This is a genomic window from Desulfobacterales bacterium, from assembly GCA_034003325.1.
GTDB lineage: Bacteria > Desulfobacterota > Desulfobacteria > Desulfobacterales > JAFDDL01 > JAVEYW01.
Genome location: JAVEYW010000024.1, coordinates 24,051 through 49,758, shown reverse-complemented (window position 1 = coordinate 49,758; position 25,708 = coordinate 24,051). Strand labels below are relative to the sequence as shown.

The 25,708-nt window shown below is 54.9% G+C and carries 25 protein-coding genes and 1 pseudogene; 25 read left to right on the top strand and 1 reads right to left on the bottom strand.

The window, feature by feature from the left end:
• The first annotated feature begins 215 nt into the window (after positions 1 to 215).
• From RBT11_19200 to RBT11_19090, 23 genes and pseudogenes are all read left to right on the top strand, one after another.
• Positions 216 to 1,622 carry a DUF1254 domain-containing protein gene (locus RBT11_19200; protein MDX9788911.1) on the top strand — a complete coding sequence of 469 codons (1,407 nt, stop codon included), beginning with the start codon at positions 216 to 218 and terminating at the stop codon, positions 1,620 to 1,622.
• An 891-nt stretch (positions 1,623 to 2,513) separates the two neighbouring features.
• Positions 2,514 to 3,017: a hypothetical protein gene (locus tag RBT11_19195; GenBank protein ID MDX9788910.1), complete on the top strand. Its 504-nt coding sequence runs from the start codon at positions 2,514 to 2,516 to the stop codon at positions 3,015 to 3,017.
• Between the two features lie 304 nt (positions 3,018 to 3,321).
• On the top strand, positions 3,322 to 3,726 hold the full coding sequence (locus tag RBT11_19190) for a hypothetical protein (GenBank protein MDX9788909.1): 405 nt from the start codon (positions 3,322 to 3,324) through the stop codon (positions 3,724 to 3,726).
• Positions 3,654 to 4,163, top strand: a pseudogene (locus RBT11_19185) (M48 family metalloprotease). The gene RBT11_19190 and the pseudogene RBT11_19185 overlap by 73 nt, the downstream one beginning before the upstream one ends.
• A 123-nt stretch (positions 4,164 to 4,286) precedes the next feature.
• Positions 4,287 to 4,718, top strand: coding sequence for a peptidoglycan-binding protein LysM (gene lysM / locus RBT11_19180; protein ID MDX9788908.1), 432 nt, complete (start codon positions 4,287 to 4,289; stop codon positions 4,716 to 4,718).
• Positions 4,719 to 4,783: 65 nt separating this feature from the next.
• Positions 4,784 to 5,593: a tellurite resistance TerB family protein gene (locus tag RBT11_19175; GenBank protein ID MDX9788907.1), complete on the top strand. Its 810-nt coding sequence runs from the start codon at positions 4,784 to 4,786 to the stop codon at positions 5,591 to 5,593.
• Between the two features lie 288 nt (positions 5,594 to 5,881).
• On the top strand, positions 5,882 to 6,280 hold the full coding sequence (locus tag RBT11_19170; protein MDX9788906.1) for an OmpA family protein: 399 nt from the start codon (positions 5,882 to 5,884) through the stop codon (positions 6,278 to 6,280).
• A 1,408-nt stretch (positions 6,281 to 7,688) separates the two neighbouring features.
• The gene (locus tag RBT11_19165) at positions 7,689 to 9,290 is read left to right on the top strand and encodes a phage/plasmid primase, P4 family (GenBank protein MDX9788905.1); all 1,602 of its coding nucleotides are present in this window, start codon (positions 7,689 to 7,691) and stop codon (positions 9,288 to 9,290) included.
• 239 nt (positions 9,291 to 9,529) lie between these two features.
• Positions 9,530 to 10,897, top strand: coding sequence for a CHC2 zinc finger domain-containing protein (locus tag RBT11_19160; GenBank protein ID MDX9788904.1), 1,368 nt, complete (start codon positions 9,530 to 9,532; stop codon positions 10,895 to 10,897).
• Between the two features lie 16 nt (positions 10,898 to 10,913).
• Positions 10,914 to 11,657 (top strand): hypothetical protein, encoded by a 744-nt coding sequence (locus RBT11_19155; protein MDX9788903.1) that lies wholly within the window; start codon positions 10,914 to 10,916, stop codon positions 11,655 to 11,657.
• Positions 11,657 to 11,941, top strand: coding sequence for a hypothetical protein (locus tag RBT11_19150; GenBank protein ID MDX9788902.1), 285 nt, complete (start codon positions 11,657 to 11,659; stop codon positions 11,939 to 11,941). Before RBT11_19155 ends, RBT11_19150 begins: the two co-directional genes overlap by 1 nt.
• A gap of 4 nt (positions 11,942 to 11,945) precedes the next feature.
• Complete coding sequence (locus tag RBT11_19145; protein ID MDX9788901.1) at positions 11,946 to 13,910, top strand: phage terminase large subunit family protein; 1,965 nt, start codon at positions 11,946 to 11,948, stop codon at positions 13,908 to 13,910.
• Between the two features lie 4 nt (positions 13,911 to 13,914).
• The gene (locus RBT11_19140) at positions 13,915 to 14,169 is read left to right on the top strand and encodes a hypothetical protein (GenBank protein ID MDX9788900.1); all 255 of its coding nucleotides are present in this window, start codon (positions 13,915 to 13,917) and stop codon (positions 14,167 to 14,169) included.
• Positions 14,170 to 14,269: 100 nt separating this feature from the next.
• Positions 14,270 to 14,503 (top strand): hypothetical protein, encoded by a 234-nt coding sequence (locus RBT11_19135; protein MDX9788899.1) that lies wholly within the window; start codon positions 14,270 to 14,272, stop codon positions 14,501 to 14,503.
• Positions 14,500 to 16,038: a phage portal protein gene (locus RBT11_19130; protein ID MDX9788898.1), complete on the top strand. Its 1,539-nt coding sequence runs from the start codon at positions 14,500 to 14,502 to the stop codon at positions 16,036 to 16,038. The genes RBT11_19135 and RBT11_19130 overlap by 4 nt, the downstream gene beginning before the upstream one ends.
• Entirely contained in the window at positions 16,025 to 17,050 is a 1,026-nt protein-coding gene (locus RBT11_19125) for a hypothetical protein (protein MDX9788897.1), read from the top strand. The genes RBT11_19130 and RBT11_19125 overlap by 14 nt, the downstream gene beginning before the upstream one ends.
• Before the next feature lie 14 nt (positions 17,051 to 17,064).
• The gene (locus RBT11_19120; GenBank protein ID MDX9788896.1) at positions 17,065 to 17,826 is read left to right on the top strand and encodes a hypothetical protein; all 762 of its coding nucleotides are present in this window, start codon (positions 17,065 to 17,067) and stop codon (positions 17,824 to 17,826) included.
• Between the two features lie 38 nt (positions 17,827 to 17,864).
• Positions 17,865 to 18,866 (top strand): hypothetical protein, encoded by a 1,002-nt coding sequence (locus RBT11_19115; protein MDX9788895.1) that lies wholly within the window; start codon positions 17,865 to 17,867, stop codon positions 18,864 to 18,866.
• A gap of 13 nt (positions 18,867 to 18,879) precedes the next feature.
• On the top strand, positions 18,880 to 19,248 hold the full coding sequence (locus tag RBT11_19110) for a hypothetical protein (protein MDX9788894.1): 369 nt from the start codon (positions 18,880 to 18,882) through the stop codon (positions 19,246 to 19,248).
• Complete coding sequence (locus tag RBT11_19105; protein ID MDX9788893.1) at positions 19,245 to 19,916, top strand: hypothetical protein; 672 nt, start codon at positions 19,245 to 19,247, stop codon at positions 19,914 to 19,916. Before RBT11_19110 ends, RBT11_19105 begins: the two co-directional genes overlap by 4 nt.
• Positions 19,913 to 20,416 (top strand): hypothetical protein, encoded by a 504-nt coding sequence (locus tag RBT11_19100; GenBank protein MDX9788892.1) that lies wholly within the window; start codon positions 19,913 to 19,915, stop codon positions 20,414 to 20,416. Before RBT11_19105 ends, RBT11_19100 begins: the two co-directional genes overlap by 4 nt.
• 1 nt (position 20,417) lies before the next feature.
• On the top strand, positions 20,418 to 21,227 hold the full coding sequence (locus RBT11_19095; GenBank protein MDX9788891.1) for a hypothetical protein: 810 nt from the start codon (positions 20,418 to 20,420) through the stop codon (positions 21,225 to 21,227).
• 86 nt (positions 21,228 to 21,313) lie between these two features.
• On the top strand, positions 21,314 to 21,664 hold the full coding sequence (locus tag RBT11_19090; GenBank protein ID MDX9788890.1) for a hypothetical protein: 351 nt from the start codon (positions 21,314 to 21,316) through the stop codon (positions 21,662 to 21,664).
• A 135-nt stretch (positions 21,665 to 21,799) separates the two neighbouring features.
• Here the strand turns inward: RBT11_19090 and RBT11_19085 are convergent, their stop codons facing one another.
• Positions 21,800 to 22,018, bottom strand: coding sequence for a hypothetical protein (locus RBT11_19085; protein ID MDX9788889.1), 219 nt, complete (start codon positions 22,016 to 22,018; stop codon positions 21,800 to 21,802).
• 14 nt (positions 22,019 to 22,032) lie between these two features.
• Here RBT11_19085 and RBT11_19080 point away from each other — a divergent pair, with 14 nt between their 5' ends.
• A complete protein-coding gene (locus RBT11_19080; protein ID MDX9788888.1) occupies positions 22,033 to 25,269 on the top strand; it encodes a hypothetical protein in 3,237 nt (1,078 codons plus the stop codon).
• Positions 25,270 to 25,674: a hypothetical protein gene (locus RBT11_19075; protein MDX9788887.1), complete on the top strand. Its 405-nt coding sequence runs from the start codon at positions 25,270 to 25,272 to the stop codon at positions 25,672 to 25,674. It begins immediately after the preceding gene.
• The last annotated feature ends 34 nt before the right edge of the window (positions 25,675 to 25,708 follow it).

Here is a 25,708-nt window from a genome sequence, read left to right as displayed (position 1 = left end):
CTATCTCTGACATTTTCCCGGTCGAGAATGGGCCCACAAATGCTCGTCGGAGACCGGGAAAATGTCAGAGCGTGTATCTGCCACTGACGGTCTCAGGATTTGCTTGAGGCCATAACAAATATCAATATAATCCAGCGGACGCAAAAAGCCGCGCCACTTATTTTGACTTTAGCTACCCAACTTTTCATCCGGTTCAATACCAAAGGAGACACAAAATGATAAAACGCACAAGACTCATCGCGCTGGGGTGCATCATAGCGCTGCTTGCGCTTCCACAGATCCAAGCTCACGCCCAAGACAAGATCAGCGCAGCGGAGGCGCGTGCCATCGCCAAGGAAGCCTACATCTACGGTTATCCCATGGTGGACAGCTACCGCATCGAATACGGCTACTTCGTTGACAAGAACGACCCCGAATACAAGGGGCCGTGGAATGTGATCCACAACATCCCGCGCGTCTACACCCCGGCGGACAAGGCTGTCCAGACGCCCAATTCCGACACCCCGTATTCCTTTCTCGGTGCAGACCTCCGGGCCGAACCGCTCGTGCTGACCGTCCCTGAATTTCCCAAGGACCGCTATTATTCGATACAGTTCGTCGATGCCTATACATTTAACTTTGCCTATGTCGGCAGCCGCGCTACCGGTAACGGCGGCGGAAACTTCCTGCTCGCCGGCCCGAACTGGAAGGGCAAAAAGCCAGCCGGCATCAAGGACGTCATCCAGTCAGAGACCAAGATAAACATCCTTCTCTACCGTACCCAGCTGTTCGATCCGGCCGACCTCGACAACGTGAAGAAAATCCAGTCGGAGTACAAGGTGCAGCCCTTGAGCCAGTTCCTCGGCCAGCCCGCGTCCGCCCCCGCCCCGGCCATCGACTACATCAAGCCGATCAGCCAGGAAGAGCAGAAAAGCTCTCTCGAGGTGTTCAATATCCTGAACTTCATCCTGCAATTCTGCCCGACCGATCCGTCCGAGAAGGAACTCATGGAGAGGTTCGCCAAGGTTGGCATCGGCGCCGGAAAGACCTTTGATCCCACAAAGCTTTCCCCTGAAATGAAGAAAGCCTTCGAGGAAGGCATCGGCGACGCCTGGAAAGAATTTGCGGGCGGCGTGCAGCTTCTCAACGAAGGGAAGATCACGTCGGGCGATGTCTTCGGCACCCGCGAGTTCATGAAGAACAATTACCTCTATCGCTGGCTCGCAACCATTGGCATCTGGGGAAATTCAAAACAGGAAGCGATGTACCCTATTTATTTTACTGACGCTAGCGGCCAAAAGCTCAACGGCGCTAACCGCTATACTCTGCATTTCTCCAAGGGAAAACTGCCACCCGCGCATGCGTTCTGGTCGCTCACCATGTATCAGCTGCCGGAGAGCTTGCTGGTGGCCAATCCCATCGACCGCTACCTCATCAATTCGCCGATGTTGCCGGACATGAAAATGGATACCGATGGCGGCCTCACGCTCTACATCCAGCACGAGTCACCCGGCAAGGACATGGAATCGAATTGGCTTCCTGCACCCAAGGGACCATTCTCATCTTACCTGCGCATCTATTGGCCAGAAGCAGCTGCTCTGGATGGTACGTGGACCGCTCCGAAACTGGAGATGGTGAAATAATCGATTCACCTCATGAAGAAAGGCGCATTAGCGCCACCACCCGAGTTGCTGCCGGCAACGCGGGCCTCACCCGATACAGGCTGGTTTGCCTAGCGCTGGGTTTTCACACTTCTCTACACGGCACAGCAACAGAAGGATAGGTTGCCTGAACCAAGCCAGAAGGCCAGGGAGGCAGTGGAAGAGGGTGGATTCAGCCGGAAATCCAGGGGGTTGAATAGATTGAGGCCGGAAAGACGGATATTTCAGGCATATCCAGCCTCCAGTTCTCAGCCTTGATATACAGGGGTGTTGCGGTTATTCTCCTTATACTTAGGGCCGTTCAACCTGACCATGCGTATTTACGCCCCGAAGCCCGATGCGCTCACCGGCAAATGGAACCCTCCGCCGGTGAAGCTAGTGCCCTAGCATAAAGAATCGGCCTGAGGCTTGGGATTCGTCAGGCCAGCTAACAAGTCGCTCAACCGGAGCGGCGGATGGACGCGGAATCAATATTCAACGCCTCTGCCGCCGCCCGGTTAGCTCAGGCGTTCAACTCAAGGATGATTATCCCATGTGCAACATTAACGGTAGGTTAAATAATCAACGATACCAACAATATCCGAAACACCCAAAAGTGAACAATGTGGCTATGTTCCTGGACTATCGCGATTTTCCCACGGCATGGACTGGCAGATACATTCTTTCGAATTGAAACCCGGGTAAACCAAGAAATGACCACCGGGTACTGACCCCGACGGCAACTAAAAACGTCAACTGAAAAATTGACAGGCAAGACCGGATTCGGTTACGGTGATCCATATCGAATACAGTCTTGCTATTTTAATAGATTCCGGAATAGTGATGGTTTTGGCAAGTATGGTGGCCTTATAACGATCCAAAAAGGAGGTTCAAATGGCGCTGATCAATACCGTTTCACCTGAACAGGCGGAGGGCACTATCAAAGAAGCTTACGATATGTTCATGAAAAACTTGGGCGTCATACCCAAGCCCTTGGAGATGATGAGCGCCAGCCCGGCCATTTTTGATCTTCAGCTTCAAAGAATCAAGTATTATACTGATCATCCTACGCTCAGTTTTGCCCTTCTATCCCATATCCGCTACCTGGTGTCCCGCAACCTGAACTACAGTTTCTGCACGGACTTCAACAAACATATTCTAAAAAAACAGGGTTTGAAGGATGATGATATTCTCCAAATGGAAGCTGATCCGACAAAGTCTCTGTTGGAGGAGAAAGAATCTGCCATGCTGGCTTTTGTCGTCAAGGCTGTCAGAGCCCCCGGCTCAGTGGGGGGTGGTGAAATTAAAAGACTCAAAGAGATGGGATGGGAGGACAGGGATTTGGTCGATGCCTTAGCTCACGGTGTCAACATGATCGATCATTCCATCATGATGTAAGTTTTTCAGATGGACCAGGACTGTTTGGTCGGTTGATAAAAATCGTAAAAAGGGATTGTGCTGATTACTGCTTTCACTCTGATGATTTCTGAAATAGTTTAATCTGACTTATCACGGCGCTGTCGGTTGCCGGACAAAGTGGACACTGTGGCAAGAAGTATTGCTAAGAAAAATAGATTCTAACCACGGCTCAAACTAGACGCTGAAATAGGGTATTTAGCTTCTTCGGGAGGGCACTCTTTCAATACCCCTGCTATCTCTTATAAAGTCCCTAAAACCTAAAGGGGGAGGAAAAGGATGAACCATGAATAGAACCCGTACGTTTTTCCTCATGTTATTACTGACTATTCTATTCGTCGTTGTTGGTGGTGCCATGGGAGGGAGCGAAGGTGCGGTCATGGCTTTTGTTTTTGCTGCCGCAATGAACGTCTTCTCCTACTGGTTCAGCGACAAGATCATCCTGAGGCGGTATGCGGCTTCAGAGGTCGGACCGGAGGATCAGTCACGCTTGTATAGAATTGTTGGTGAGTTGGCCCAAAAGGCCGGTTTGCCCATGCCGAAGGTTTTCGTTATTCCCGAAAAAATCCTAATGCCTTCGCAACCGGTCGCAATCCAGAGCACGCAGCGGTCGCGGCGACAGAGGGAATCCTGGAAAATCTTGATGATGATGAACTGGCAGAAGTCATGGGGCATGAACTGGCCCATGTGAAGCATCGTGACATCCTGACCGGGACTATCGCTGCAACGTTTGCAGGGGCTGTTGCCATGCTCGGACAGTTTGCCCGTTTCGGTGTCGGGAGTCGGGATCGGCGGGGGAATCCTCTGGGCCGCATGCTCATTCTGATCGGAGCGCCTCTGGGGGCCATGTTAATTCGCATGGCAGTTTCCCGCGTGAGGGAATATGCCGCTGATGAAGGGGGGACGGAAATAAGCGGGAAGCCTTTGGCTCTTGCAAGCGCCCTGGGAAAACTGCACCGGGGAGTTCAGGCCGTTCCCCTGACACGAGGGAATCCCGCCCATTCTCATATGTTCATCGTGAACCCCTTCTTCGGCGATTTGCAAAGGCTGTTATCAACTCATCCGCCTGTGGAAGAGCGGATCAGGCGTTTACGGCTTCTTGGTGGTAAAGAAGGGGATTTAGCGTGAAGGGTGTAGCGGCTTCATTCCGTGATGGAAGCCTGAAAAATGACGAGCAGCCTAATGCAGACCTATTGCCGCAACCAAAGAGAGAGTTTAAAACACTTGACACCATACCAGAAGGAGGACTCCATGGGATTATTCGATTTTGTTAAGGAAATCGGGAACAAGCTGTTCAACCGCGATGAAGAGGCGGCTGAAAAAATCAAGAAACATATCGAAGCGATGAACCCCGGCATCACCGGACTGGGAGTTGACTTCAGCAAAGGGGTGGTTTCCCTTTCGGGTCAGGCGCTGAGCTCCGAGGTGATGGAGAAGGCGGTGCTCATGGCGGGCAACGTGCAAGGGGTTACGGACGTAAAAATCGATGGATTGAAAGCCCCGCCGGTTAAGGAGAAGGTTGAATACTACATCATCAAGAAGGGCGACACCCTGTCCGCGATTGCCAAACAGTTCTACGGGAAGGCGAACGACTACCCCAAAATCTTCGAAGCCAACCGGGAAGTCATCAAAGATGCGAACCTGATTTATCCCGGCCAGAAAATCCGCATCCCCCTTGGCTGAGGCGTTAGGGTGAGGCGGGCGAAGGAGATGGCGAATTAAACTGAGAAGTACAGGAGGATTACGAAATGGGCATCAGTGATTTGTTAGGGGCGATGATGCAGGCGGGCATGGCGCCTTCATCCAACCAACGGCTGCAGAACGCTTTTGGTGGCGGCAGCGGAGGTCTCCTGGAAAGCCTGGGTGGCTTGCTTGGCGGGCAGCGGACCAGCGGCGGCGGGTTGGGAGACGTCCTTTCCGGTATGCTGAGCGGGGGGGGCGGAGGTCTGGGCGGCAGGCTCGGAGAGGTATTTGGACAGGTCGGGCAGGCGGCAGGTGGTAAACAGAACCTGGCTCTCGGCGGCTTGGGGGCGTTAGCCGGCGCACTGCTGGGCGGTGGGGGCAAATCCTTGGGTGGCGCCCTTGGCGGAGGAGTGATGGCGCTCCTCGGGGCAATGGCCTTCAAGGCGCTGCAAGGCAGCGGCCAGAGCACAGGCCATGTGCCTTTGGGTCTCATGGAGCCTCAAAGCGAAGTGGAGCGCAGGGAACTGGAAAATCGTTCAGAGCTCGTGCTGAAGGCGATGATCAACGCCGCAAAGGCGGACGGTAAAATCGACGAAGGCGAGGCCCACCGCATCGTCGGCAAGCTACAGGAAGCGGGGGCGGATGCTGACGACCAGCGCTACATCCTTGAGCTGATGAAACGGCCCATGGAAACCGAGACGCTGATTAGCGCGGCGGAAGGCCACCCGAATCTGGCAGCTGAACTTTACGCCGCCTCGCTCATGGCGATCGAGGTGGATACGCCGGCTGAGAAGGCCTACTTGGGGAAACTGGCATCCGGTCTGGGGCTTACCCCTGAGGTGACCGGGCGCATCGAGCAAATGGTTGGACTGTAACCTGCTTGATGGCAGCCCCTAATGACGGTGGACAGCCGGCAGTTCATAGGGTTGCTGTCCAACGCTTTACGTGAATGCGGCAATAGGAGACAAGACATGGCACAGAACATTATTGCATAGCTTAAAGATCAATTAAACGACGGCTTAATCGGCAAGATTGGAGAGTTACTGGGGGAAAGGAAAGCCGACAAAGTCGCGGAACAGGCGTGCGACGCTTTGGCTGGGTAGGGTAAGTTTTTCAGCAAGAAGTTGCCCGGCGGTGTTGAGCTCAACATCCCAGATCTCGGCGTGGAAAACAAACTGATCGACTTTATCGAAGATACGCAGCGCCCAGTTGACGAAAAGACATGGTTTTCGTTTGATCGGCTCACATTTGAGACCGGCAAGGCAACGCTGAGAACCGAATCGCATGAGCAGCTCGGAAATATTGCCGAGATCCTGAAGGCCTACCCAAAGGTGGCAATCAAGATCGGTGGTTGTACCGACAACGTTGGGGATCCGCAGGCGAATCTGAAACTCTCCCAGCAGCGGGCCAATGCGGTCATGGCGGATCTGGTCAAACTGTGGGTGGATCCCAGCCGCCTGAAGGCCGAGGGCTACGGCCAGGAACATCCGATCGCCGACAACAGCACTGAAGAAGGACGCGCCAAGAACCGGCGAATTGATTTAAGGATCACCAGCAAGTAATTCGGGAAACCTTGTGACCGGCAAGGTAATTGACTGTTGCCGGTCCCAATTCAAGGGGTTGACGCCGCGCTCATCGCTCTACTTGCCACCCTTCTTCCAACTACGGATTGCCAAAAAATTGCAATTGTTGGGTATTTTAAATTGCTGGCCCGGATTTGTTGTTAATAATAATTTTGTCGTGCGATCTCAGCTTACTGCCAACAACTTGGGGGCGCTAACAGCCCCCCCTTCCTTTTTACACACCGTGGATTTGACTCTATAAAAAATTAAGCTGGGGCAAGACTGTGGCTATCAATCCATCCAAACGTGGATGGCTGAAAAAGGAAGACTGGCGACGCCATTCCCTCTTCCTATGATCTTCTAACTGAGGCCAGTTGCGGCTTTTTATGCCAGAGCCATTTGCCGGCCAGATCAAAAAAAAGTTAGCTTGAAGCCCTCCATCACATCAGTTCCATAAATCTTTTCATATTGTTTTTGTGCCACCGCTTTTTTAAATCTTGCCATCATGTGAGACATGTCGCCACAAAATGAACATGGGTGCACCGGGAAATTAGTGCACCAATTCTTTCATGTTTTTTCCCAGAGCGGAACCCTTCGGATTTCATGCGATCCGACACCTGACCGCATCCATCCTTTTTGCCGCCGGGGAACCCCTGTGGAAAATCCAGGGAATTCTGCGGCATAAAAACCCCACCACGACAGAGCGCTACCTTCGTACACTGGGATTGGAGTCGGCTCGTGATGCCATGGAAAACAATCTTCGGGACCGGCTGAAGTCATCCCATTTCCCCAAAGCAAAACGCCCTCAGAGGTGGCACTCTGAAGGCGTTTTGTATCCGGATTTTGTATCCGGCTTGCGATAAGGTCGGCTTACATTGTGTAAGCCATTGAAATATTTTGGCGTCCCCAAGGGGATTTGAACCCCTGTTGCCGGCGTGAAAGGCTCACGATAGATTTTTTGTGCATCCTGGCAAAGTGCATAATATCAACAGCCGCCTATGTTTCAGTAAAACTATCCGGGTATTTTTGGGGTACGTATTGCCACCAAAAAACCCGGTTTTTTTTGCTGGGTACCCCAACACAGTACCCCGTTCATATGCCGATATCAACACCGTTCCGTCTTTGGATGGCGTCTAAAACGGCTCAATCCTTTTTAGGTTTGGGCCGGCCATACCCCGGCGCCCCCTTTCCCCCAAGCAACAGAAAAACAGCCCAAAGGTCCAACCGGGCGGATGAGATCGCGGGTCCTTCCTATGACCATTCACCGTAGGGGTCAAACAACCCCGGTCATCGTGTCCAGGTAAATTTTGAAAATGGAATGGAAAATGGAATATTACTTCTTTAATTCGGTCGGTTATTGGCTAAAAACCAGTTGTTTTCATACTAATTTTTTTGGGGCGTGTGGGCTATGGCTCAAATGACGGAAAAGATCACCGACATAAACGAAATTCGCCGGAAGGTGAACGAGCGCAAAGATGATGAAGCAAAGCGCCGAGGCGGCGGAGGGGACCATGGAGATGAGAAGATTTCATCCGGTTTCATCCGGGCGTGCCTGCGTACCAACCAGCACGGGGATGGAGAACTTTACAAAGCGCTCCACCGTGGCAAATTCGTGTTTTGTAAAACCCGCAACATGTGGCTGAAGTGGGCCGGCCACCATTGGGTCGAGGACATCATGGATGAAGCCGTTTCGGCAGTTGAAGCCGTCGCGGAGGCATACGAGGGCGAAGCGGCCGCGATCAAAAAAACACTTCCGGAGATCAAAGACAACCAGGTGGTTAAAGGTATGACCGCCCTGGTAGAGGCGCTTGAAAACAGGGCCAACCAGCTCAGGGGAAACAACCGCCGGCAGGCCTGCCTGGAATTCGCTCACACATCGGCCGGCGCCATCGCGATCAGCGGCAACGAGATCGACAGCAATCACCTCTTGTTGGGCTGCGCAAATGGAGTTGTCAATCTCGAAACCGGGAAGTTTCGGCCTGGCCGGCCGGAAGACTGGATCCTCAAGGCAAGCCCGCATCCCTGGGTTGACTTGAATCACCCGTGCGAGCGGTTTGAAAAAGCCGTGGCGTCCTGCATGGCCGATGACGACCAAATGGCGGAGTTTCTCCAGCGTCTCTTCGGGATGTCGATATCCGGGAAGGTGGTGGAGAAAAAGTTTCCGGTTTTCATCGGTCCCCATGGCGACAATGGGAAAACCACCATAATGGAAGCTGTCTCGTATGCCGTGGGTCCTTTGGGGGGGCCGGTTTCCAGTGACATGTTGGTTTCTGGGTACAAACCAAGCAGCAGCGGAATTGACCCTTCCATGATGGCGCTCAAAGGATTGCGGATAGCCTATGCATCCGAGACCGAGGACAACGCGAAGGTAAGCGCCGTTCGGGTGAAGGTCATGACCGGGAAAGATACGCTCACGGCAAGATCGCCATACGACAAGCGGCAAACCGATTTCGAGCCGACACACACTCTTTTCCTTCTTTCGAATTTCAAGCTCCGGGCGGACACGGAAGACGCCGCCTTCTGGAACCGCATCATTTATATCCCATTCAATATCAAGTTTGTGATGAACCCGGAAGCAGAAAATGAACGGCAAGCGGATCCCTATTTGGATGATGCGCTCCGGGAAGAGGCGTCCGGGATTCTTGCCTGGTTGGTGCGCGGGTATCTCAAGTGGCGAAGCGTCGGGCTCAAGATACCCCAGAAGGTTATCGATGAAAGCAAGCGGACGCGCGACGAGTTGGATTATTTCGGCTCATTTATTGAAGAGTGTTGCATCAAGGTTGAAGACGACGAAATCGGCATCGGGTCGAGCCAACTCTACCACTTCTTCGTTAAGTGGTATCAAAAGAATATCGGGAATTTCCCGCCGAAAATAAAGACGTTCGGCGGGTACATGAAGAAGCGGTATCGAAATGAAAAGTATGGCGTCACCCGGTATTTCGGCCTGGCAATCAATTATGACGTCATCAAGGCGTATGATCCGGAAGCGGTAATGACCGATTACGTGTAGACGGTCCGGCCATAAAATTTTGGAAGATTAGCGGATTTAAACACGATCTTCCAAAGCATTATCATACCGATATATTAATATATTTGCGCTTTGGCGGATATATGAAGACGGAATAAATATATATTTTTATCTTTTTTGCTATGCATTTTGAAAAAGAGAAAAATAGGGTGGATGTTCTAAAGGGGTTGAAAAAATTGGGAAAAAGTTTTGGCGGATACCTTGGAAGATTGGAAGATTAAATGGACATACTAACCGCGGTTCAATCGAAAGTGCAGCTCAGGCCGAACGGGAAGCGTCATGGCGCAGAGTTCGTCGGGCCTTGTCCTTTCTGCAAGGATGGAAACGACCGGTTCCATGTCTGGCCAAGCCACCCGAAGTGGAAGGGCGGCGGCTGGTGGTGCCGGTTCTGCGGAAAAAGCGGTGATCTTATCGCCTTTTTCATGCAGGCGGACGGGCTTTCCTACAAACAGGCCTGCCAAGAGGCCGGGATTGAAGGGCGGGAGTATGGGTACACAAAGCCCATTCTTCACTCAAATACCGCCCAGAAGGCGGTTTTCACCCCCACGGCTTACGACGCGCCGGCGGATTTATGGTCTGAAAAGGCGGCTGTGTTCGTTAACCAGGCGCATGATGCGCTGATGAGCAATCCGCCGGCTCTCGACAAGCTTCACCGTGAGCGCGGTATTACGGCGGATGGCGCGCGGCGGTTCCGGCTAGGGATCAACGGGAAGGATTTTTACCGGCCTCGAGAAAGCTGGGGGCTTCCAACAGAAATCGTTGAAAAAACCGGAAAGCCGAAAAAATTGTGGATTCCCCGCGGGCTGGTCATCCCGTATCTGGTTGACGGGCCCGTTTACCGGATACGGATCCGCCGGCCGAAGGTGGATGTGCAGTCAAATAACGGGCCAAGGTATTATTTCGTTCCGGGGTCGTCTCCGGCCATCATGCTGATCGGGAAAAGGCAACGCGCCTATATGGTGGTCGAATCCGAACTTGATGGAATCCTGATCGGCCAGGACGCGGGAGACCTGACTGGTGTTGTGGCCCTGGGGACCTCCGCGAGCAAGCCGGATTCCCGTTGCGCGGCGGATATATCGGCTGCCGCTGTTTTGCTGGTCTCTCTGGATTCGGATGCGGCCGGCGAAAAGGCAAGTGGCTGGTGGTTGGATAATTTCATACAGGCGGATCGGTGGCCGGTTCCGGACGGGAAGGATCCCGGAGATGTTTTTAGGTCGGTGGATGTTCGGTCCTGGGTTCTTGCCGGGCTTCCGCCGGCGTGGCACATCAACGAGACACCACCGGCCGATGGGCCGAAACCGTTGTTGCCGGAAAAGGCCGTGGTAAAAGAGTCAGCTCCGAAGCCCCAGCCTCAGAAACCGGCGTTTCCAGAAACCGTGATGGAACTCGGCGAGCTGCTGAAGCAGCACCCGGTCAGAATATATTCAACACCGAAGCGGCTCAAACTGGAATGGCCGCCAAGTTGGCGGAATGAGGTGGCCAGTAAACGAATCAGCAAGCTTGTGTATTTCGATGAAAACGTGAGCCGGTTCATCGGGAGGCATCCGAAAGAGAGAATCGACGGCCGCAACTTTTTTTTACGTGTTTGAATGAGAAAATCAGGCCATGGACAAGGAAATAATTGAAAAACTGATCGAAGCGGCAAGTGAGGCCGAAGCCGCCAAATTGCGGGTTTTGACGGCTGCGAATGAGGACCTGGTCGCAGCCTACATCTCGGACCGATCCGCCGCGAACCTGAAAAACTGGCAGGCGACAGAGGAGGCCCTCCAGCGCACGATCGAATCGCTGAACGCCAAGTATTTTTCGGAGCAGCCGGTATTTCCGAACATCATGGCCGTCGTTGAATATCTGCAAGCCGAGGGATACAAGATCAAAAAGAGTAAGGTCTACAAGGACCGTGATGCAGGGCTGATCCGTGTCGATCCGGACGGAACCATCACGCACTCAGAGGCAAGCGCCTATATCACCCGGGCAGGCCTCGAAAAACTGTCGGACCGTGCGGCCGGCCAGGTAGACATGCTGCACGCGCGGAAAACAAAAGTCGAAATCGAACGTCTTGAGGCCCAGACCGAAAAGGCAAAATTCGAAATAGAAAAGGAGCGAGGGAAATACTTGCTGAAAACGGACGTCAAGACCGAATTCGCATTGAAGCTTGGCGCTGTTGAAAGCATATTCCGAGGCCTCCTTCGGACAAAAGCCACGGATTACATCTCTATTGCCGGCGGGAACCCCCAGAAGGCTGGCGTGTTTTTGGACATGATTTATGCCGATCTGGACGACGTTTTGAACCAGATGTGCGCGCTGGAGGAGTTTGGGATTGATTTATCGGCGGGAGGTGTGGCGGCATAATGGATGAAGCGTTGAAAATGAAAAACGTTATTTCTGCTACTCATGGGGGAATTGAAATGAGAGTTATCAAAACACCAGGCCCCGAGTATGTTGGTGGGCCGATGCGCGGGCACTGCTATGATGGGACCGGATGGGTGGAATGCAGCTTTTGGAAGCACGGCGAGAAAGCGGAAGAAAGCCGTTGTATGCTTTTTGGAGCCCCAGACGGTGTGCCGAAGTATGCAAGTGAGGCGCTTCGCATTTGCGATAAGCTTTTCGGCGTGTATTATGATGGAGAGATATAACCTGATGACACCAGATCTACCCCAACACATCAGAATAAACCCACGATGGATCAACACCGCCGGCGGCATGGAGGCCATCGGGCGGTTTTATATCTCGGTGCGCAAAGAAAATGGGGCGGTCTATTTGCCATTGAGGTTCTCCCGGCAGGAAAAGCGGATTTTGCGGAAGCGCGCGCAGATCCCGGTTTCCGAGTGGGCGGAAAAACACCGTGTTCTTCCACAGGACGCGCCGATTCCTGGCCCATGGAAAAACCGGAACGTCCCATATGTGGCGGGCGTTATGGACGCGTCGTTTTTTCCGTCGGTGCAGGAAATTGTGGTTTGCGCAGCACCCCAGGCGGCAAAAACGGAAGGGGTTCTCACCTGCCTTGGGTACGCCGCCGACCGGAAACCGGGTAATGCGCTGATCGTGTTTCCGGATGAAAACGCGGCGAAAGAAACCAACAAAGATCGTATCCAGCCGATGTTCCGGGACAGCCGCCGGCTCAGGTCCTACGCGACAGGCTATGTCGATGACGAAAGCTCCCTTCGGATAAACCTCCAACACATGAGAATTTACATGGCGTGGGCGAATTCGGCCTCGCGCCTGGCATCCAAGCCCCTGCCATACGTCTTTTTGGATGAGGTGGACAAGTTCCCCGAAACGGCCAACAAAAAAGAGGCCGGGCCGATCGACCTCGCAAAGAAAAGAACCCGAAACTTCGGACACATGCGTAAGATCTGGATCACCAGCTCGCCGACGATAGAGACCGGCCCGATCTGGATGGCCCTGAACGAAGCCGAGGTGGTGTTCGACTACGTGGTGCGCTGCCCGTCTTGCGGGGCCACTCAGAAAATGGCGTTTCAGCAGATCAAGTGGCCGGACGGCTCCGGCGCCGATCCGAACGCCGTCGAGTCCGAAAAGCTTGCCTGGTACGAGTGCGAGAAGTGCACCGCGCACTGGACCGACACCGATCGAAACGAAGCCGTTCGTTCCGGCGAATGGCGGGACCGGGCCCATGACCGAGGTCTGATGACGGCCCTGAAATCCCTCCGGCCGCTGCGGATCGGGTTTCACATTCCGGCCTGGCTGTCTCCCTTTGTGTCCCTGTCCGAATGCGCGGCTGCGTTTCTGCGGGGGCTTGTGGATAAGACGAAGTTGAAGGATTTCAGCAACGGTTTTGCCGCCGAGCCGTGGCGGGTCTACCAGAAGGAACGGGAAGAGTCGAAGATCTTGGGGCTGAAGGATGACCGGCCGAGGGGAAGAGTCCCCGGAAAAGGTGTTGTGGCGGCGCTGACGGCCGGCGTCGATACCCAGGATTACGGGTTTTGGTACGAGATCCGCGCCTGGGGATGGGGCGGGCCTACGCTTTCAAAAGACAGTTGGTGCGTCCAAGAAGGATATGTGGAATCGTTTCTGGAATTGGAGAAGGTCCTGTGGGGAAACGTGTATATGGATGATGAGGGCAATGAGTACCCGGTGGTGCTGGTGCTTCAGGATGCCATGGGCCACCGGACGAATGAGGTCTATGATTTCTGCCGAAAACACCGGGGCATGATTTATCCGACCAAGGGGTTTCAGGACATGACCCTTAACTACCGATATGCGAACCAGGAATACTACCCGGGCGGAAAGAAGCCGATCCCAGGCGGGCTGAAGCGGATCGATATCAACACCAAGGTGTACAAAGACGAGCTGTCGAGGTTGCTGGACATATCCCCTGGAGACCCCGGCGCGTGGCGGTATCATTCCGAGTTCCCGGAGGCCTACGCCTTCCACATGACGGCTGAATTCCAGAACGAAAAGGGGCTCTGGGAGTGTCCGGCGCGCCGGCAAAATCACCTTTGGGATTGCGCCGTCCTGAACCTGTGCGCGCACGAAATGAAGGGAATCAAAACATGGAAACGAAAGGAGAAGGACCGGGAGATGATCATCGAGAAAGCGAAACAACCCTGGATTGGAAACAGTGATAACTGGATAAGGAGATGAGTCGATGGCGATGAAGCGGGAGCGTATCAAGTCGGTCAATGACGCGATTGAGGACAGGTATTTGACGGCTGTGGATGTGCAGCGGATGCTGTCGATATCCGAGGGCCAGGTGTACATGTACGAAAAGCACGGAATCCTGAAAAGCATCGATATTTCGGTTTCCGGAAATGGGGGACCCAAAACCCGGCGGTATTCACTTGAGTCCGTGAAAAAATTCGTTGAGCAAAGAAAAATCGATCCGCAAAAATTTTTCGAGTGAAAAAAACTTTTTTTAATACCCCATAATGCCATTTTATGCCTGTTGGCTTACCAGGCCGCCCCATGGATAATTAGAGAAAAATTATTCATGGGGTTTTTTCATGCCATACGATTCCAGAGACGATTTATCCATACGACTTGCCGAGGTGAGGGTTGAAATCGCCAAGGCGCGAAAAGTTCAGTCTTATTCCGTCGGACAGGATTTGAGCGTCGTCCGGGGGCAGCTCAAAACCCTCCTTGATGAAGAAAAGTGGCTTCTCTCCCAGATTGACAAAATAGACGCGACGGCCTCCGGTGGCGCTTCCAACAAGGTCCGGTTCGGGAGGCCGTCATGACCAACCTCATTACGAAAATCATCGATAATTCCATCGAAGTGGTGGCGCCCGGTCTGGCGCTTCGGCGCAGCGAGGCCCGGGCCAAGCTGAAACTTTCCAACGCCATGTATCGCGGGTCGGAAAATTCCCGCCTGATGGCGGACTGGATCCTCGGCAAATCCAACACGACACCCGACCAGTGGGAACTATCCACGCTCCGGGAAAGATCCCGCGACATCAACCGGAATGATCCGGTCGGAAGCGGCGCCACCGAGACCATGGCGGTCAACATTGTCGGCCACGGCCTTTCCCCTCAGTCCAAAATCAGGGCGGAAGCAATCGGCGTATCGCCAGAACGCGCGGAAGAACTGCAACGGCAGGCGGAAACCATCTGGGAGACGTGGGGACCGCTCGCCGGTGCCGACGACAGATTGTCGTTCGACGAGATCCAGTTCCTGGCCATCCGAAAAATAATCGAGGACGGCGAGGTTTTTGCCATTCCCACATGGGCGAATGATCCCTGGCGCACGCTCGGCCGCGTGATAGAGTTGGCTGAATCCGACCGATGCATATCGGAGAATCAAGGATTTGAGCAGGGAATCAAGCTCGGCGACAGGGGGCAACCCATCGCCTATTCATTTTCAAAACCGAACCTGAAAGAGACGCTCAAGGTTGAATATAAAGAGATTCCGGCAAGGGACAAAAACGGGAGACCACAGGTCCTGCACGTTTTTCCGCCTAAAAGAGTAGGTCAGCTACGCGGCGTTCCATTCTTCGCCCCTGCGATGTCCTTTTTTAAGCACCTTGCCGACTACCTTGAGGCGGAAGTGGTTGCCGCACGGGTCGCCGCGTGCCTCGCTATTTTTATCACAAACGCAGATCCGTTGGGGATGGCCGCAAGCCAGGCCGGAAGTACCCGGGCGGCGGACGGCTCCAGGGTCCAGGGGATCGAACCCGGCCTTGTCCATTACCTCAATGTCGGGGAATCGATCAATGTGGTCGACCCGAAGCGCCCGGGCGATGCCTTCGCGCCTTTTGTGGAGGGCGTGCTGCGTCTCATCGGCGTTTCTCTCGGAATGCCATATGAACTGCTGCTGAAGGATTTCTCGAAAACAAATTACTCGTCGGCCCGCGCCGCACTGCTGGAAGGCCGCCGGCATTTCATGAACTGGCGGACGTGGTTTTCCAAAAAGTTTTGTCAGCCGATATGGGAACTGGTCCTTGAGGAAGCGTATCTTCGGGGCCACTTCGATGCGCCCGATTTCTACAAATTCCGCCAGGAATTGTGTCGATGCTCCTGGATCGGCGGCGGATGGGGATGGGTCGACCCGGTAAAGGAAGTTGAAGCCTCGAAACTTGCCATGGACTACGGGCTGTCAACCCTTGCCGAGGAAGCCGCCGGCCAGGGGCGGGACTGGGAAGAGGTCCTGGAGCAAAAAGCGCGGGAGGACCGCAAGGCGAAGGAGCTTGGGCTCGATCTGTCGGCGCAGCCGAAAGCCAAAACGCCGCCGCCGGATGAACCAGAAGAAGGAGATAAACAAAATGCCAAAGATTGAACGATCGATAGTCAACATATCGGCGCCGGTTGAATTGTCCGAAGCCGCAGAGGGATCGAAAAGCAGGCGGTTTTCCGTTTTGGCTTATACCGGCAAGCAGATCGACACCTGGTTCGGCGCGTTCGTTATCGACATCAAGGGGATCAAAACAAAGGCGAAGGTGCCGATTCTGAGAAGCCATGACCATGGGAAAATTGTCGGATGGTCGGAAAAAACCGCCAAAGACGATGCGGGCCTGTCCCTTTCCGGCGTTTTCTCGGATTCGACCGATGCCGGGAAAGAGGTGCTGGCACTCGCGGACGAAGGATTCCCCTGGCAGGCATCGGTCGGCGTCCGGCCGCTTCAAATCCGGCAGCTCGGCGCAAAGGAAACGATGGAAGTAAACGGCAAGGTGTTGTCCGGGCCGAATGTGGAAGTATGGACCAAATCGCTTGTCGGTGAGGTCTCTGTGGTCCCGTGGGGGGCCGATAACGACACGTCGATCGCGCTGCTATCAGCCGGGGACAGGGTGTCTGTTGAAACAACCTTTTATACCGAAGGAGGGTCCGACATGGATCTGAAAGAGCTTAAGGAAAAGCACCCTGCGCTCTATGATGAAGTGTTTGCGCTGGGGGCGGCGTCCGTGGACGTCAATTCGGCAAGGGTGGAAGCGGCAAGCGCCGAACGTGAGAGGGTGACAGCGATCCTGTCTGAAAATGCGGATTCCACGGCCACGCTTCAGGCGATCAAGGATGGAACCAGCGTCGATGGCGCCTTCAAGCTGTTTTACAAGGCGGAAAAGGAGCGGAAAACGGCGGAACTTGCGGCGCTCGCGGCGTCCGGGAATAACGCCATCGGGCATCAGACCCCGGCAACCCCGGCACCGGTCATCACCGATCCAGCGGCGGAAGTATCTAGGCAGGCCCTGGCGTTGTCGGTGAAGGAAAAGATTTCGTTGGCGGATGCGACCACGCGGATTCTAACGGAAGACAAAACCCTGGCCGATAAATATTGGTCTCAATTCACCGTATAAAGGAGGGTGAAAAAATGGCTTACGAACAGAAAGTATTGGATGTCAGTTTTCCGGCTGCCGAGTCGCTGGTGAATGACCAGTATCGCTTTGTCGTGCTGGCCAGCACCGGTGTCAGGCGTCCGGACACGGCCGCCGAGGTGTCTATCGGTATTTTGCAGAATGCCCCTGCTGCAGGAGAAGCGGCCGTGGTGCGGATTTTCGGCGTCAGCAAGATGGTTGCGAATGCCGCGCTGGGGGTTGGCGCCTTCGTCAAACACGAGTATGTGGACGCGGCCGACGCCGGTAAGGGAGAGGTGAACACGGCTGCCCCGACCTATACCCGCGCAATGGTCGTGGGTGCGGCCGGTGCTGAAAATGATCTGGCGACGGTTCTGTTGACCTCCCCGTTCCCGGCCATCAATGACGCGGTGCAGGGGATAACGGCAGTTGCGACCATCAATACTGCCGGTGTGGCGACCTATACGGCGGCAAATCTTGTCGGCGGGTTGATTTTGAGGGATCCGGCCGGCGCAGGGCGCGAAGATGTTACCCCGACAGCGGCGCAAATAGTTGCAGCGGTTGCCGGTGCGATTGTCACCTCAAGCTTCGAATTCACAATCCGAAATACTGCGGATGGCGATGAGACCATCACCGTCACGGCGGGTGCTGGGATAACGCTGTCCGGGACGATGACCATCGCCCAGAACAACAGCAAGCGGTTCCTTGCGGTCGTCACCAATGCGACAGCAGAAGCCGAAGCGGTCACCATCTACAGTCTCGGGACCGTGGTTCATTGATATAGGGACGTTCAATTTGACGAGAAAGGATAACAGCCATGCTTCCAACGCCTGCCAGTGCCCATAAAGATGCGGCGCTCAGCAATTTGTCAATCGCCTACCGGAACAGCATGTTCATTGCGGATCAGGTGTTTCCGACTGTGCCGGTGAAAAAACAATCCGATTATTTTTTCAAGTTCCTGCGCGGGGACTGGTTCCGAAACGATGCGGGCCTGCGTGGACCCGGCGCGGATGCGCGTCGCGGCGGATACAAACTGACCGCTGATACGTATTCCTGCAAGGAATATGCGTTCGCGCACCCTATCCCGATCGAGCTGATCAACAATGCGGATATCCCGCTACAGCCCATCGCGACCGGGATTGACTTTGTCACACAATCAATCCTTCTGGCCAAGGAGAAGGTGGTCGCGGATCTGATTTGCACGGCCGCAAACTGGCCGAACATGACGGAGGACGCCGCCGGTTTATGGGCGGCCACGGATTCGACCAATACCTTTCTGACCGACATTTTGACGCGACGTGAAACGATCCGGCAGAGCATCGGCCTGTATCCAAACACCCTCATTATGGATGCCAAAACCTTCAAGGCGCTGAAAGAGTCATCCGTGTTGCTCGATCGCATCAAATATACCGGCACCAAAGGAAGTCCGGCCGAGGTCACGCCCCAGATGCTGGCCATGCTGGCCGAGGTTGACAGGGTGCTGGTGGGTGGCGCGATCTATTCGAGCGACGAAGAAACCCTCGCCGGAACCGAGTTCACGGCGGTCGACCTGTGGGAAACCAATACCGGACAGGGCTCCGCATGGCTCGGGTATGTCTCCCCGAGGCCAGCGATTGAAATGCCGTCCGCCGGCTACACCTTCACCTGGAACAACACCAACATCCCGGATGAAGTCATCCGGAAAACCGGCGCCAGATCCGTGCGCAGATGGTGGGAATCCAGCCCGAAACAATGGGTGGTAGAGGCGTCCGAGTGCTTCGACGCGAAAATATGCAGCGCGGTTTCCGGGTTCTTGTGGACTGACACGTACTTGACCTGATGAGTGGTGATCCATGACGTTTTGGAGCGATATATCATCCGACATGTCCATCATCCTGGGGGCTTCCGACGGTCCTTCCAGGATGGTGACGCATGTTCCCCACGTTCTTCCCGAGATGGAGGAAGGCGAGGAATACGAGCCGGTGCAGCTCCAGGCGATCATTGTCAGCCACGGGCGGCAGGATGACGCGGCGGTCAACAAGGTTTTTGCCCACGCCTATTTCAGCCGGGAGGATCTTGCGTCACCGCAGTATCAGGACACGTTGACGGCGGAAGACGGCACGGTGTGGAAGCTGATCCGGGACGCGGGGTCGAACGATGATTTGATGCGCTGGGAAGTGGAGCGGGACATACGGTCCATCATGGGGAGGCAGCGGGTATGATCGATATCCAGGTGAAAATGACAGGCATGACCGATCTTCTCAAGTCCGTGATCGATCTGCCGGGCGTTTTTTCCAGGTGTCGCGCATCGGCGCTGAAATCACTCGGATGGAATGTTCAACAGGATCTGAAGAAGACCGGCCGCGCGCTTCAGCCGCGTCTGAATCCCCACACGGGCGTTTTATCGGCAACGCACCCGACCGCAAAGCGATCGGGCCGGTCGGTAAAATGGTCCAAGGTCAGAAGAAATAAAAAATGGGTGTCCGGGACATCGAGGCTGCACGGGGCCGATGGACGGGTTGCCCAAAAGTTGAGCACCCGAAAAGAGCCGTTTTCCAGATTCGTCAACATGGTCCGGTACAGCGTTGATCCGGAAGATACGATGGTTGAAATCGGCCTGCTGAAACCAAAGCCGATTTATTACGTGTGGATGAAAAAGAACGTCGCCGGGTTCGGGACGAAGATAACGCCCAAGATGCGGCGGTTTTTGTTCGCGTCCGGATTTCCCGTCAGAAAAGAGACCGACACATTGAAAACGCCGGCAAGGCCGTGGGTCGATGTGGTGCGAAAGCGATGGGAGCAAAAGGCAACCAACCACTTTGAAAAGAAATTTTGGGAAGCCTATGACAAGTACGCCACAGGCGGCCGGTTCAACCCGAGGGGCGCATGATGCTGACGACATCCGAGTTGATAGAGAAAATACGGGATGCAGTGGCCAACAGCCAGGAGATATCGGCCTGGTGCGTGTCGAAGTACGGGAAGACGCCGACCGTTTTCGTCGGGATCGATATCGAAAATCCGCCGGCGGAGACCGATTACCCGGTAATTGTTATTGAGGGTGTCGCGGAGGCGTACGGTAATTCGCAAAGCATGATCGCATGGATCGCAAGCATCGGGGTCGGGGTGTACGACAAGACCATATCCACAGCGGTGGTAACGGTGCCGGGGGAAGACGAAGAGGATGACCCCATCGCTATATCCGCCACAAGGACATATGCCGGGATGCTCGATGTCGAAACCTTTAGGGAGAAAGTTCATGCTGTCCTGAAGGCCGAGCGGTTCGCGAAAATCACGTTTGATTCAAAATCAGAGACCATCAACGCGTATCCTGAGTTCATCAGCACGGTTGATGCAACCATAGAGCAAATCTATTCACGAAGGAGAACATGAAATGACAACCGCCTATCAAGAGGAAAGCTTCCTTGGCTCGGGTGATCTGCAGATCGCCATTTATGATCCGTCCACCGGCACGCTCGGGGGTGAGCGGGATGTCGGGAACGCCCAGAACTTCGTCATCAACCCGCCGAGCATCGAGAAAAAAGAACTGATCGGCATGCGGCGGGCAAATTACGCGCAGACGATCAAGTCCGTCATCACCAAAAGCGAGCAGGAAATCAAATTCACGCTCACGGACATCAACCGGAAAAACCTGGCCCTGGCCATGTTTGGAACGGACGCGGATAACGACCAGACCGAGGACGACAACGTTGGATCAGCCGAATCCATTGTGGCCCACCTGGACGCATGGACGCCGCTTACCCATCGGAATTTGGATACCCAAACGGCCCACAAGCCCGTGGTGAAAAATTCCGCCGGAGACGCCACTTATGATGAGGGGGATGACCACGACTATGTGGTGGACTACGAGACGGGCCGCATCATGGCGCTTTCCACCGGGGACATCGGGGACGGGGCCACCCTCAAGGTCGAATATTACTGGGCGGCCACAACCGGCTTCAAGGTCACCGCGAATGACGTGAACAAGTTCGAGTGCTTCATCCGGATGATCGGGATGGACCAGGCCAACGAGAGGGACTGCGAAGTCATTGTCTACAAGGCGCAAATCGAGCCGTCCGGGGATATGAGTTGGCTCACCGAGGACTTCGCGACGCTTGAATTCACCGGCAAGATTCTGGCCATGGCCGCCGGTACCTGGGCTGTACTCTTCCATACCGATGCCGCGGCGACGCCTATCGCCTAAGCCGCTTCGGTCAGGATAAACCCACTATCAAATCCACACCCCGCGGCGCCTCTTTGACCGCGGGGATTTTTCAAGGAAATGCGTTTATGCGAAAGCACAAAATCATCAAGCTCGATGAGAAAGAGATCACGGTCAAAGAGCTTCGCGTCAAGGATATCATCGAAATATTGGAGTCGGCGGACGGCAACGCTGCGGCCGGCATCAAAGAGCTTTTGATTGGTCATTTACCGAAGGTGGTGGACCTGAAACTGGAAGACATCATCGAAATGGCGCCGTCCGAGCTGCAGACGATTTGGGATGCCGCAAAGGAGGTAAACGCCGCTTTTTTCGATGTCGCCAGGGCGATGGGCGCGGAAAAAATCCTGTCGGAACTAAAGGCCTCTCTGGAGAAGAGCTTTTCCGGCATTGTTGCCGACTCGTTGAAGCTGGCCATATAGGCGCGCATGAATACGGGTTCGGTTATTTTCTGCTTGCGCTGGAATCCCTGGCGGAAATGCGGGACAGAGAGTTGAAGGATTCGGCACTGGCCTCCCGCCTGGGATACCATGCCGACAAAAAAGCGTTTTCGGAGTTCATGAAGAAATAGCGTCTGCTTGGCCCAGGGCCCAAAGGATTGAAAGCAGGCAGGCAAGCCCGATGACCGCGGCGGATGGTGAGAGTATCAGCCATAGGCCGGCGAAAACCATCGCAAGAAAAAGGACGCTCCCGATCACCGGAAGGAATGCGCAGATGGGAAACGACAACACCCGCGAAGCGATTACGATACCGATGATGGTGAAAAGAGTGTCCATGGAGACCCCCGGGAATGAATAATGCGCTGAACATCATCATAGCCCTGAAGCAGTCCGGCGGTCAAGTATTGAAGGGCCTTTCGGGCGGTATCAACCGGCTCAATATGTCGAGCCAGGCCTATCAGGCCACCTTGAGAAGCCTCAACGGAACCGCGAATCAATTCACCGGCATGCTCACCCGGATGGCGGCCGTTCTCGGCGGCGCGGATCTTTTCCGACGGGCCGCCGCAAGTGGTATCGCATTCAACAGCACGGTCGAACAGTCCAGGATCGGCATCGCCGCCCTGGTCCGCACGTTCAACACCTTCACCGATTCGCAAGGAAAGGCCGTCTCCGCCCAGGAGGCATACACGGCATCCATGGCGATAGCGGAAAGAATTCAGAAAGAACTTCAAATTGCAGGGCTCGAGACCACGGCGACCTATGAGGGGTTGCTTAGCGCCCTGCAGGAAGGTATCGGCCCTGCGTTCAAAGCCGGATTCAACCCGGCCCAAATCGTTAAATTCACCAAATTGATGACCCAGGCGGCCGCCTCCCTGTCCTTGCCGATAGACCAGCTGGGGCAAGAATTACGCGCGGTGTTGGACGGGACGATTGATCGTAACGCCAGAATCGCCAAGGCCCTGGGGCTGACAAACGAAAAAATCAAGGAGCTCACCAAGAGCGGGGAGCTCTTTGATTATCTGGTCCAGAAGTTAAAAGCCTTCGAGGATGCCGGGAGCGCCGCCGCAAAGACATGGACCGGCGCCGCGAGTAACCTTGCCGACGCCCTTCAGATGGCGTTTGGCGAGGGTCTTTCCGGCAGCTTTAAGAATGCCACGAAGATGCTTCTCAATCTGCGGGATGCGATTGTGACGGTCGATGAGTCGGCCGGGACATTCACGTTTAACGAGCGCATCGTTGCGGCATTCAAGGAAGTCGACAAGGCGATCGGGAAGGTCATCTCGGAGTTCGGCGGGGATCTCAAAACCAAGGTCGGCGAGATCGCGGACGTTTTCGCAAATGTCGCGATAGCGGGTATCCGGATCGCGGATGCCTTCTTGAAAATCACCTCCGCCATGGGGCCGGCCCTGCCCCTGATCGTGCAGATTGCGGCGGGGGCTGTGACCATGAAACTGGCATATATTGCGCTGGTGGGGCCGATATTGATGGTGTTCCGGCGCATGAAAGCGTTTGCCGCCGCCATCGGCGTACTGGGAGCGACCAAAACGGCGGTGGCCGGGCTTGGGGCGCTCAAAGCCGCGATTCTCGGGGTGTCGGGAGCTACGGCAACCCTCACCATCCAGCTCCGGGGCTTTGTCGCCGCGCTTGCGGCCTATGGGGTGTATGAAATCTATCAGCTGATCATCGCGATCATGCAATGGAGAACCGCATCCAACGAGGCCGGAAACGCCCAGGACCGGTTGAAAAAAAGCACCACCGGGCTGATGGAGAAGCTGAAGGAATACGCGGATTATAAACCGCCAGAAGGAAAGGACCTGGTCGGAAAGACCGACGAGGATCTGAAAAAACTTCAGGGCGACTTATCGAAGGCCAGGGCCTACTTGCTCGCGCTGAAAATGCAGCTGGAACAGCAGTCGGAGGAAACAAACTGGCTCGGGAACGCGACCGCCGAAGCCAAAAATGCCGCCGGCGCGCTTGAGCTTGTGAACCGGAGACTCGCCGAAATCGACAAGGCCCGGGCGGCAATCGCCAAAAACATCGTGGTCGCCCCGCCGCCGGATGCGGTGGCTGATCCGGCGCTTGTGCTGGCCGAACTCAATGCGGAGCTGGACCGCATGAAATCGGCCAACGAAACTATGCTGCTGAAGCTCCAGGAGGGGTATCGGCTCGGGAAAATCTCGCTTGAGAAATATTTCGCGGACAGACTTGCGATCATCAACCAGGAATACGGCAAGGAGGCGGCCCTCATCGCCAGGATGATATCGATGGAGGGCACCACCAATGCGGAAAGGGTCAAGCTCAACGCAAAACTTTTCGAGCTGGAACAGGCGCACGCGCGGGATGTCATCAACCTGAAAATCGAGCAGGCAAAGGAAGCGGCCGACATTCAGGACGCCATCGCACAGCGGGCGGTGGAAAGGAACCAGGCGGTATCCGAAACCGAACTGGCCGCGCTGAAGGTTCTCTATGATACCGACAAAGTTTCGCTGCAGTCGTACATTCAGAAACGCTCCGCCATCCTTGAAAGCACCTTCGCGCTCAACAAGAAGATCATCCAGCAGGGGATCGCTGCGGAAACCGACACCAAAAAGCGCATGGCGCTTGAAGACGAACTTTTCGCGCTGATCGAGCAGCACAAACGGGACATCCTTGGCATCAACCAGGAGCTTATCGACGGCGAAAAGTCCCTCGCGCTAGAGCGCGCCCAGGCCGTTCAAAGCATGTATCAGTCAATCGGCACCTCAAGCTTGGAATCGTTTGAGGCCCAGGCCGCCATCCTCGACCTGCAGGTGGAACGATACAAGAAGCTGAAAATCGATCAGTCCATTATCGACCTTTGGTACAAGAACGAGCTGGAAAACATCCTTCGCCAGCAGGCGCTCAATTCGGACCGGTTTTATGACGGCATCAAGCAGGCGCACAAGGACATGATCAAGGACCAGGACCGGCTCGGTCAGCAGGGATACGACGTATATAACGGCATGGTCCAAAACCTCACCGGTACGCTGTCCTCGTTTTTTGATGATGTGTGGTCCGGGCAGTTGAAATCAGCCGCCGACTACTTCCGCTCATTCGCGAAAGGCATCGTCAAGGCCTGGTCGGATATGGCGTCGCAAATGATGGCCAAATGGCTGATGATGAAGGCGATGAAAGGCTTTTCAGGCTTTTTCGGCCTGGGCGGTGAGGTCGGCGGCGGATCCGGATCTGCCGTGAAACTTGCATCCGGCGGCCGGATCCCCGGACACTCGCCCCACTCCAGGGCCGACAACATACCGATTTGGGCGACCGCCGGAGAATATGTGCACCCGGTGTCCTCGGTTCAGTATTACGGATCTGCCATTATGGAGGCGATCCGCAGGCGATTGATCCCGAAAGATTTCTTCGCGCAGTTTGCTCTGCCGGCGTCGGTTCGAAGGCCGTCGTATGCGCTCGCCTCGGGTGGTGAGGTGCCTGGTGCCCCGGGAGCTTTCTCCGTATCGGTCCCGGTCACCGTATCCGGCGCCGACAATGTCAACAGGCTGTCCCGGGTTCTCCCGGGTGAAATCGAGGCGCTGGTCATCCAGATCATGAGACGGGAGATGCGATAGATGGCGGAACAAACGCTTGGGAGCTATTCGTTCGAGGATGACCCGGAGAAGATGACCATTCCGGAAAGCAAAAAGGTGTTCGCCTCCGTCCAGACATATTCCGGGGCGGCGGTATTCCAGTGGCCTGCCAATATCGCGGGCCAACGCGTGAACCTGTTCTGGACCCTGATGTCGGATGAGATGTACGAAGAGCTGCGGACGCTTTACTTATCGCCGAGTGCCATCACATGGTGCCCAAAACCGAGCACCACGACGGAACACGGGATGGAATATGCGGTCGCCGTTGTATCCCTGGACGGGGTTTACAACGATGCGACGTTTCATCATCAGCCGTTTCGATTTGACGTAAAGCTCGTTCTCCAAATCATTTCGGAAACCGAACTGGCGTTATTAGACCCTCCGTAATGAGGTTAAAAAATGAAACTCAACATCAGAAGCT

Coding starts and splice junctions, on each gene's coding strand:
- RBT11_19200 (MDX9788911.1), top strand. CDS start 216: ATGATAAAACGCACAAGACTCATCGCGCTGGGGTGCATCATAGCGCTG.
- RBT11_19195 (MDX9788910.1), top strand. CDS start 2,514: ATGGCGCTGATCAATACCGTTTCACCTGAACAGGCGGAGGGCACTATC.
- RBT11_19190 (MDX9788909.1), top strand. CDS start 3,322: ATGAATAGAACCCGTACGTTTTTCCTCATGTTATTACTGACTATTCTA.
- lysM (MDX9788908.1), top strand. CDS start 4,287: ATGGGATTATTCGATTTTGTTAAGGAAATCGGGAACAAGCTGTTCAAC.
- RBT11_19175 (MDX9788907.1), top strand. CDS start 4,784: ATGGGCATCAGTGATTTGTTAGGGGCGATGATGCAGGCGGGCATGGCG.
- RBT11_19165 (MDX9788905.1), top strand. CDS start 7,689: ATGGCTCAAATGACGGAAAAGATCACCGACATAAACGAAATTCGCCGG.
- RBT11_19160 (MDX9788904.1), top strand. CDS start 9,530: ATGGACATACTAACCGCGGTTCAATCGAAAGTGCAGCTCAGGCCGAAC.
- RBT11_19155 (MDX9788903.1), top strand. CDS start 10,914: ATGGACAAGGAAATAATTGAAAAACTGATCGAAGCGGCAAGTGAGGCC.
- RBT11_19150 (MDX9788902.1), top strand. CDS start 11,657: ATGGATGAAGCGTTGAAAATGAAAAACGTTATTTCTGCTACTCATGGG.
- RBT11_19145 (MDX9788901.1), top strand. CDS start 11,946: ATGACACCAGATCTACCCCAACACATCAGAATAAACCCACGATGGATC.
- RBT11_19140 (MDX9788900.1), top strand. CDS start 13,915: ATGGCGATGAAGCGGGAGCGTATCAAGTCGGTCAATGACGCGATTGAG.
- RBT11_19135 (MDX9788899.1), top strand. CDS start 14,270: ATGCCATACGATTCCAGAGACGATTTATCCATACGACTTGCCGAGGTG.
- RBT11_19130 (MDX9788898.1), top strand. CDS start 14,500: ATGACCAACCTCATTACGAAAATCATCGATAATTCCATCGAAGTGGTG.
- RBT11_19125 (MDX9788897.1), top strand. CDS start 16,025: ATGCCAAAGATTGAACGATCGATAGTCAACATATCGGCGCCGGTTGAA.
- RBT11_19120 (MDX9788896.1), top strand. CDS start 17,065: ATGGCTTACGAACAGAAAGTATTGGATGTCAGTTTTCCGGCTGCCGAG.
- RBT11_19115 (MDX9788895.1), top strand. CDS start 17,865: ATGCTTCCAACGCCTGCCAGTGCCCATAAAGATGCGGCGCTCAGCAAT.
- RBT11_19110 (MDX9788894.1), top strand. CDS start 18,880: ATGACGTTTTGGAGCGATATATCATCCGACATGTCCATCATCCTGGGG.
- RBT11_19105 (MDX9788893.1), top strand. CDS start 19,245: ATGATCGATATCCAGGTGAAAATGACAGGCATGACCGATCTTCTCAAG.
- RBT11_19100 (MDX9788892.1), top strand. CDS start 19,913: ATGATGCTGACGACATCCGAGTTGATAGAGAAAATACGGGATGCAGTG.
- RBT11_19095 (MDX9788891.1), top strand. CDS start 20,418: ATGACAACCGCCTATCAAGAGGAAAGCTTCCTTGGCTCGGGTGATCTG.
- RBT11_19090 (MDX9788890.1), top strand. CDS start 21,314: ATGCGAAAGCACAAAATCATCAAGCTCGATGAGAAAGAGATCACGGTC.
- RBT11_19085 (MDX9788889.1), bottom strand. CDS start 22,018: ATGGACACTCTTTTCACCATCATCGGTATCGTAATCGCTTCGCGGGTG.
- RBT11_19080 (MDX9788888.1), top strand. CDS start 22,033: ATGAATAATGCGCTGAACATCATCATAGCCCTGAAGCAGTCCGGCGGT.
- RBT11_19075 (MDX9788887.1), top strand. CDS start 25,270: ATGGCGGAACAAACGCTTGGGAGCTATTCGTTCGAGGATGACCCGGAG.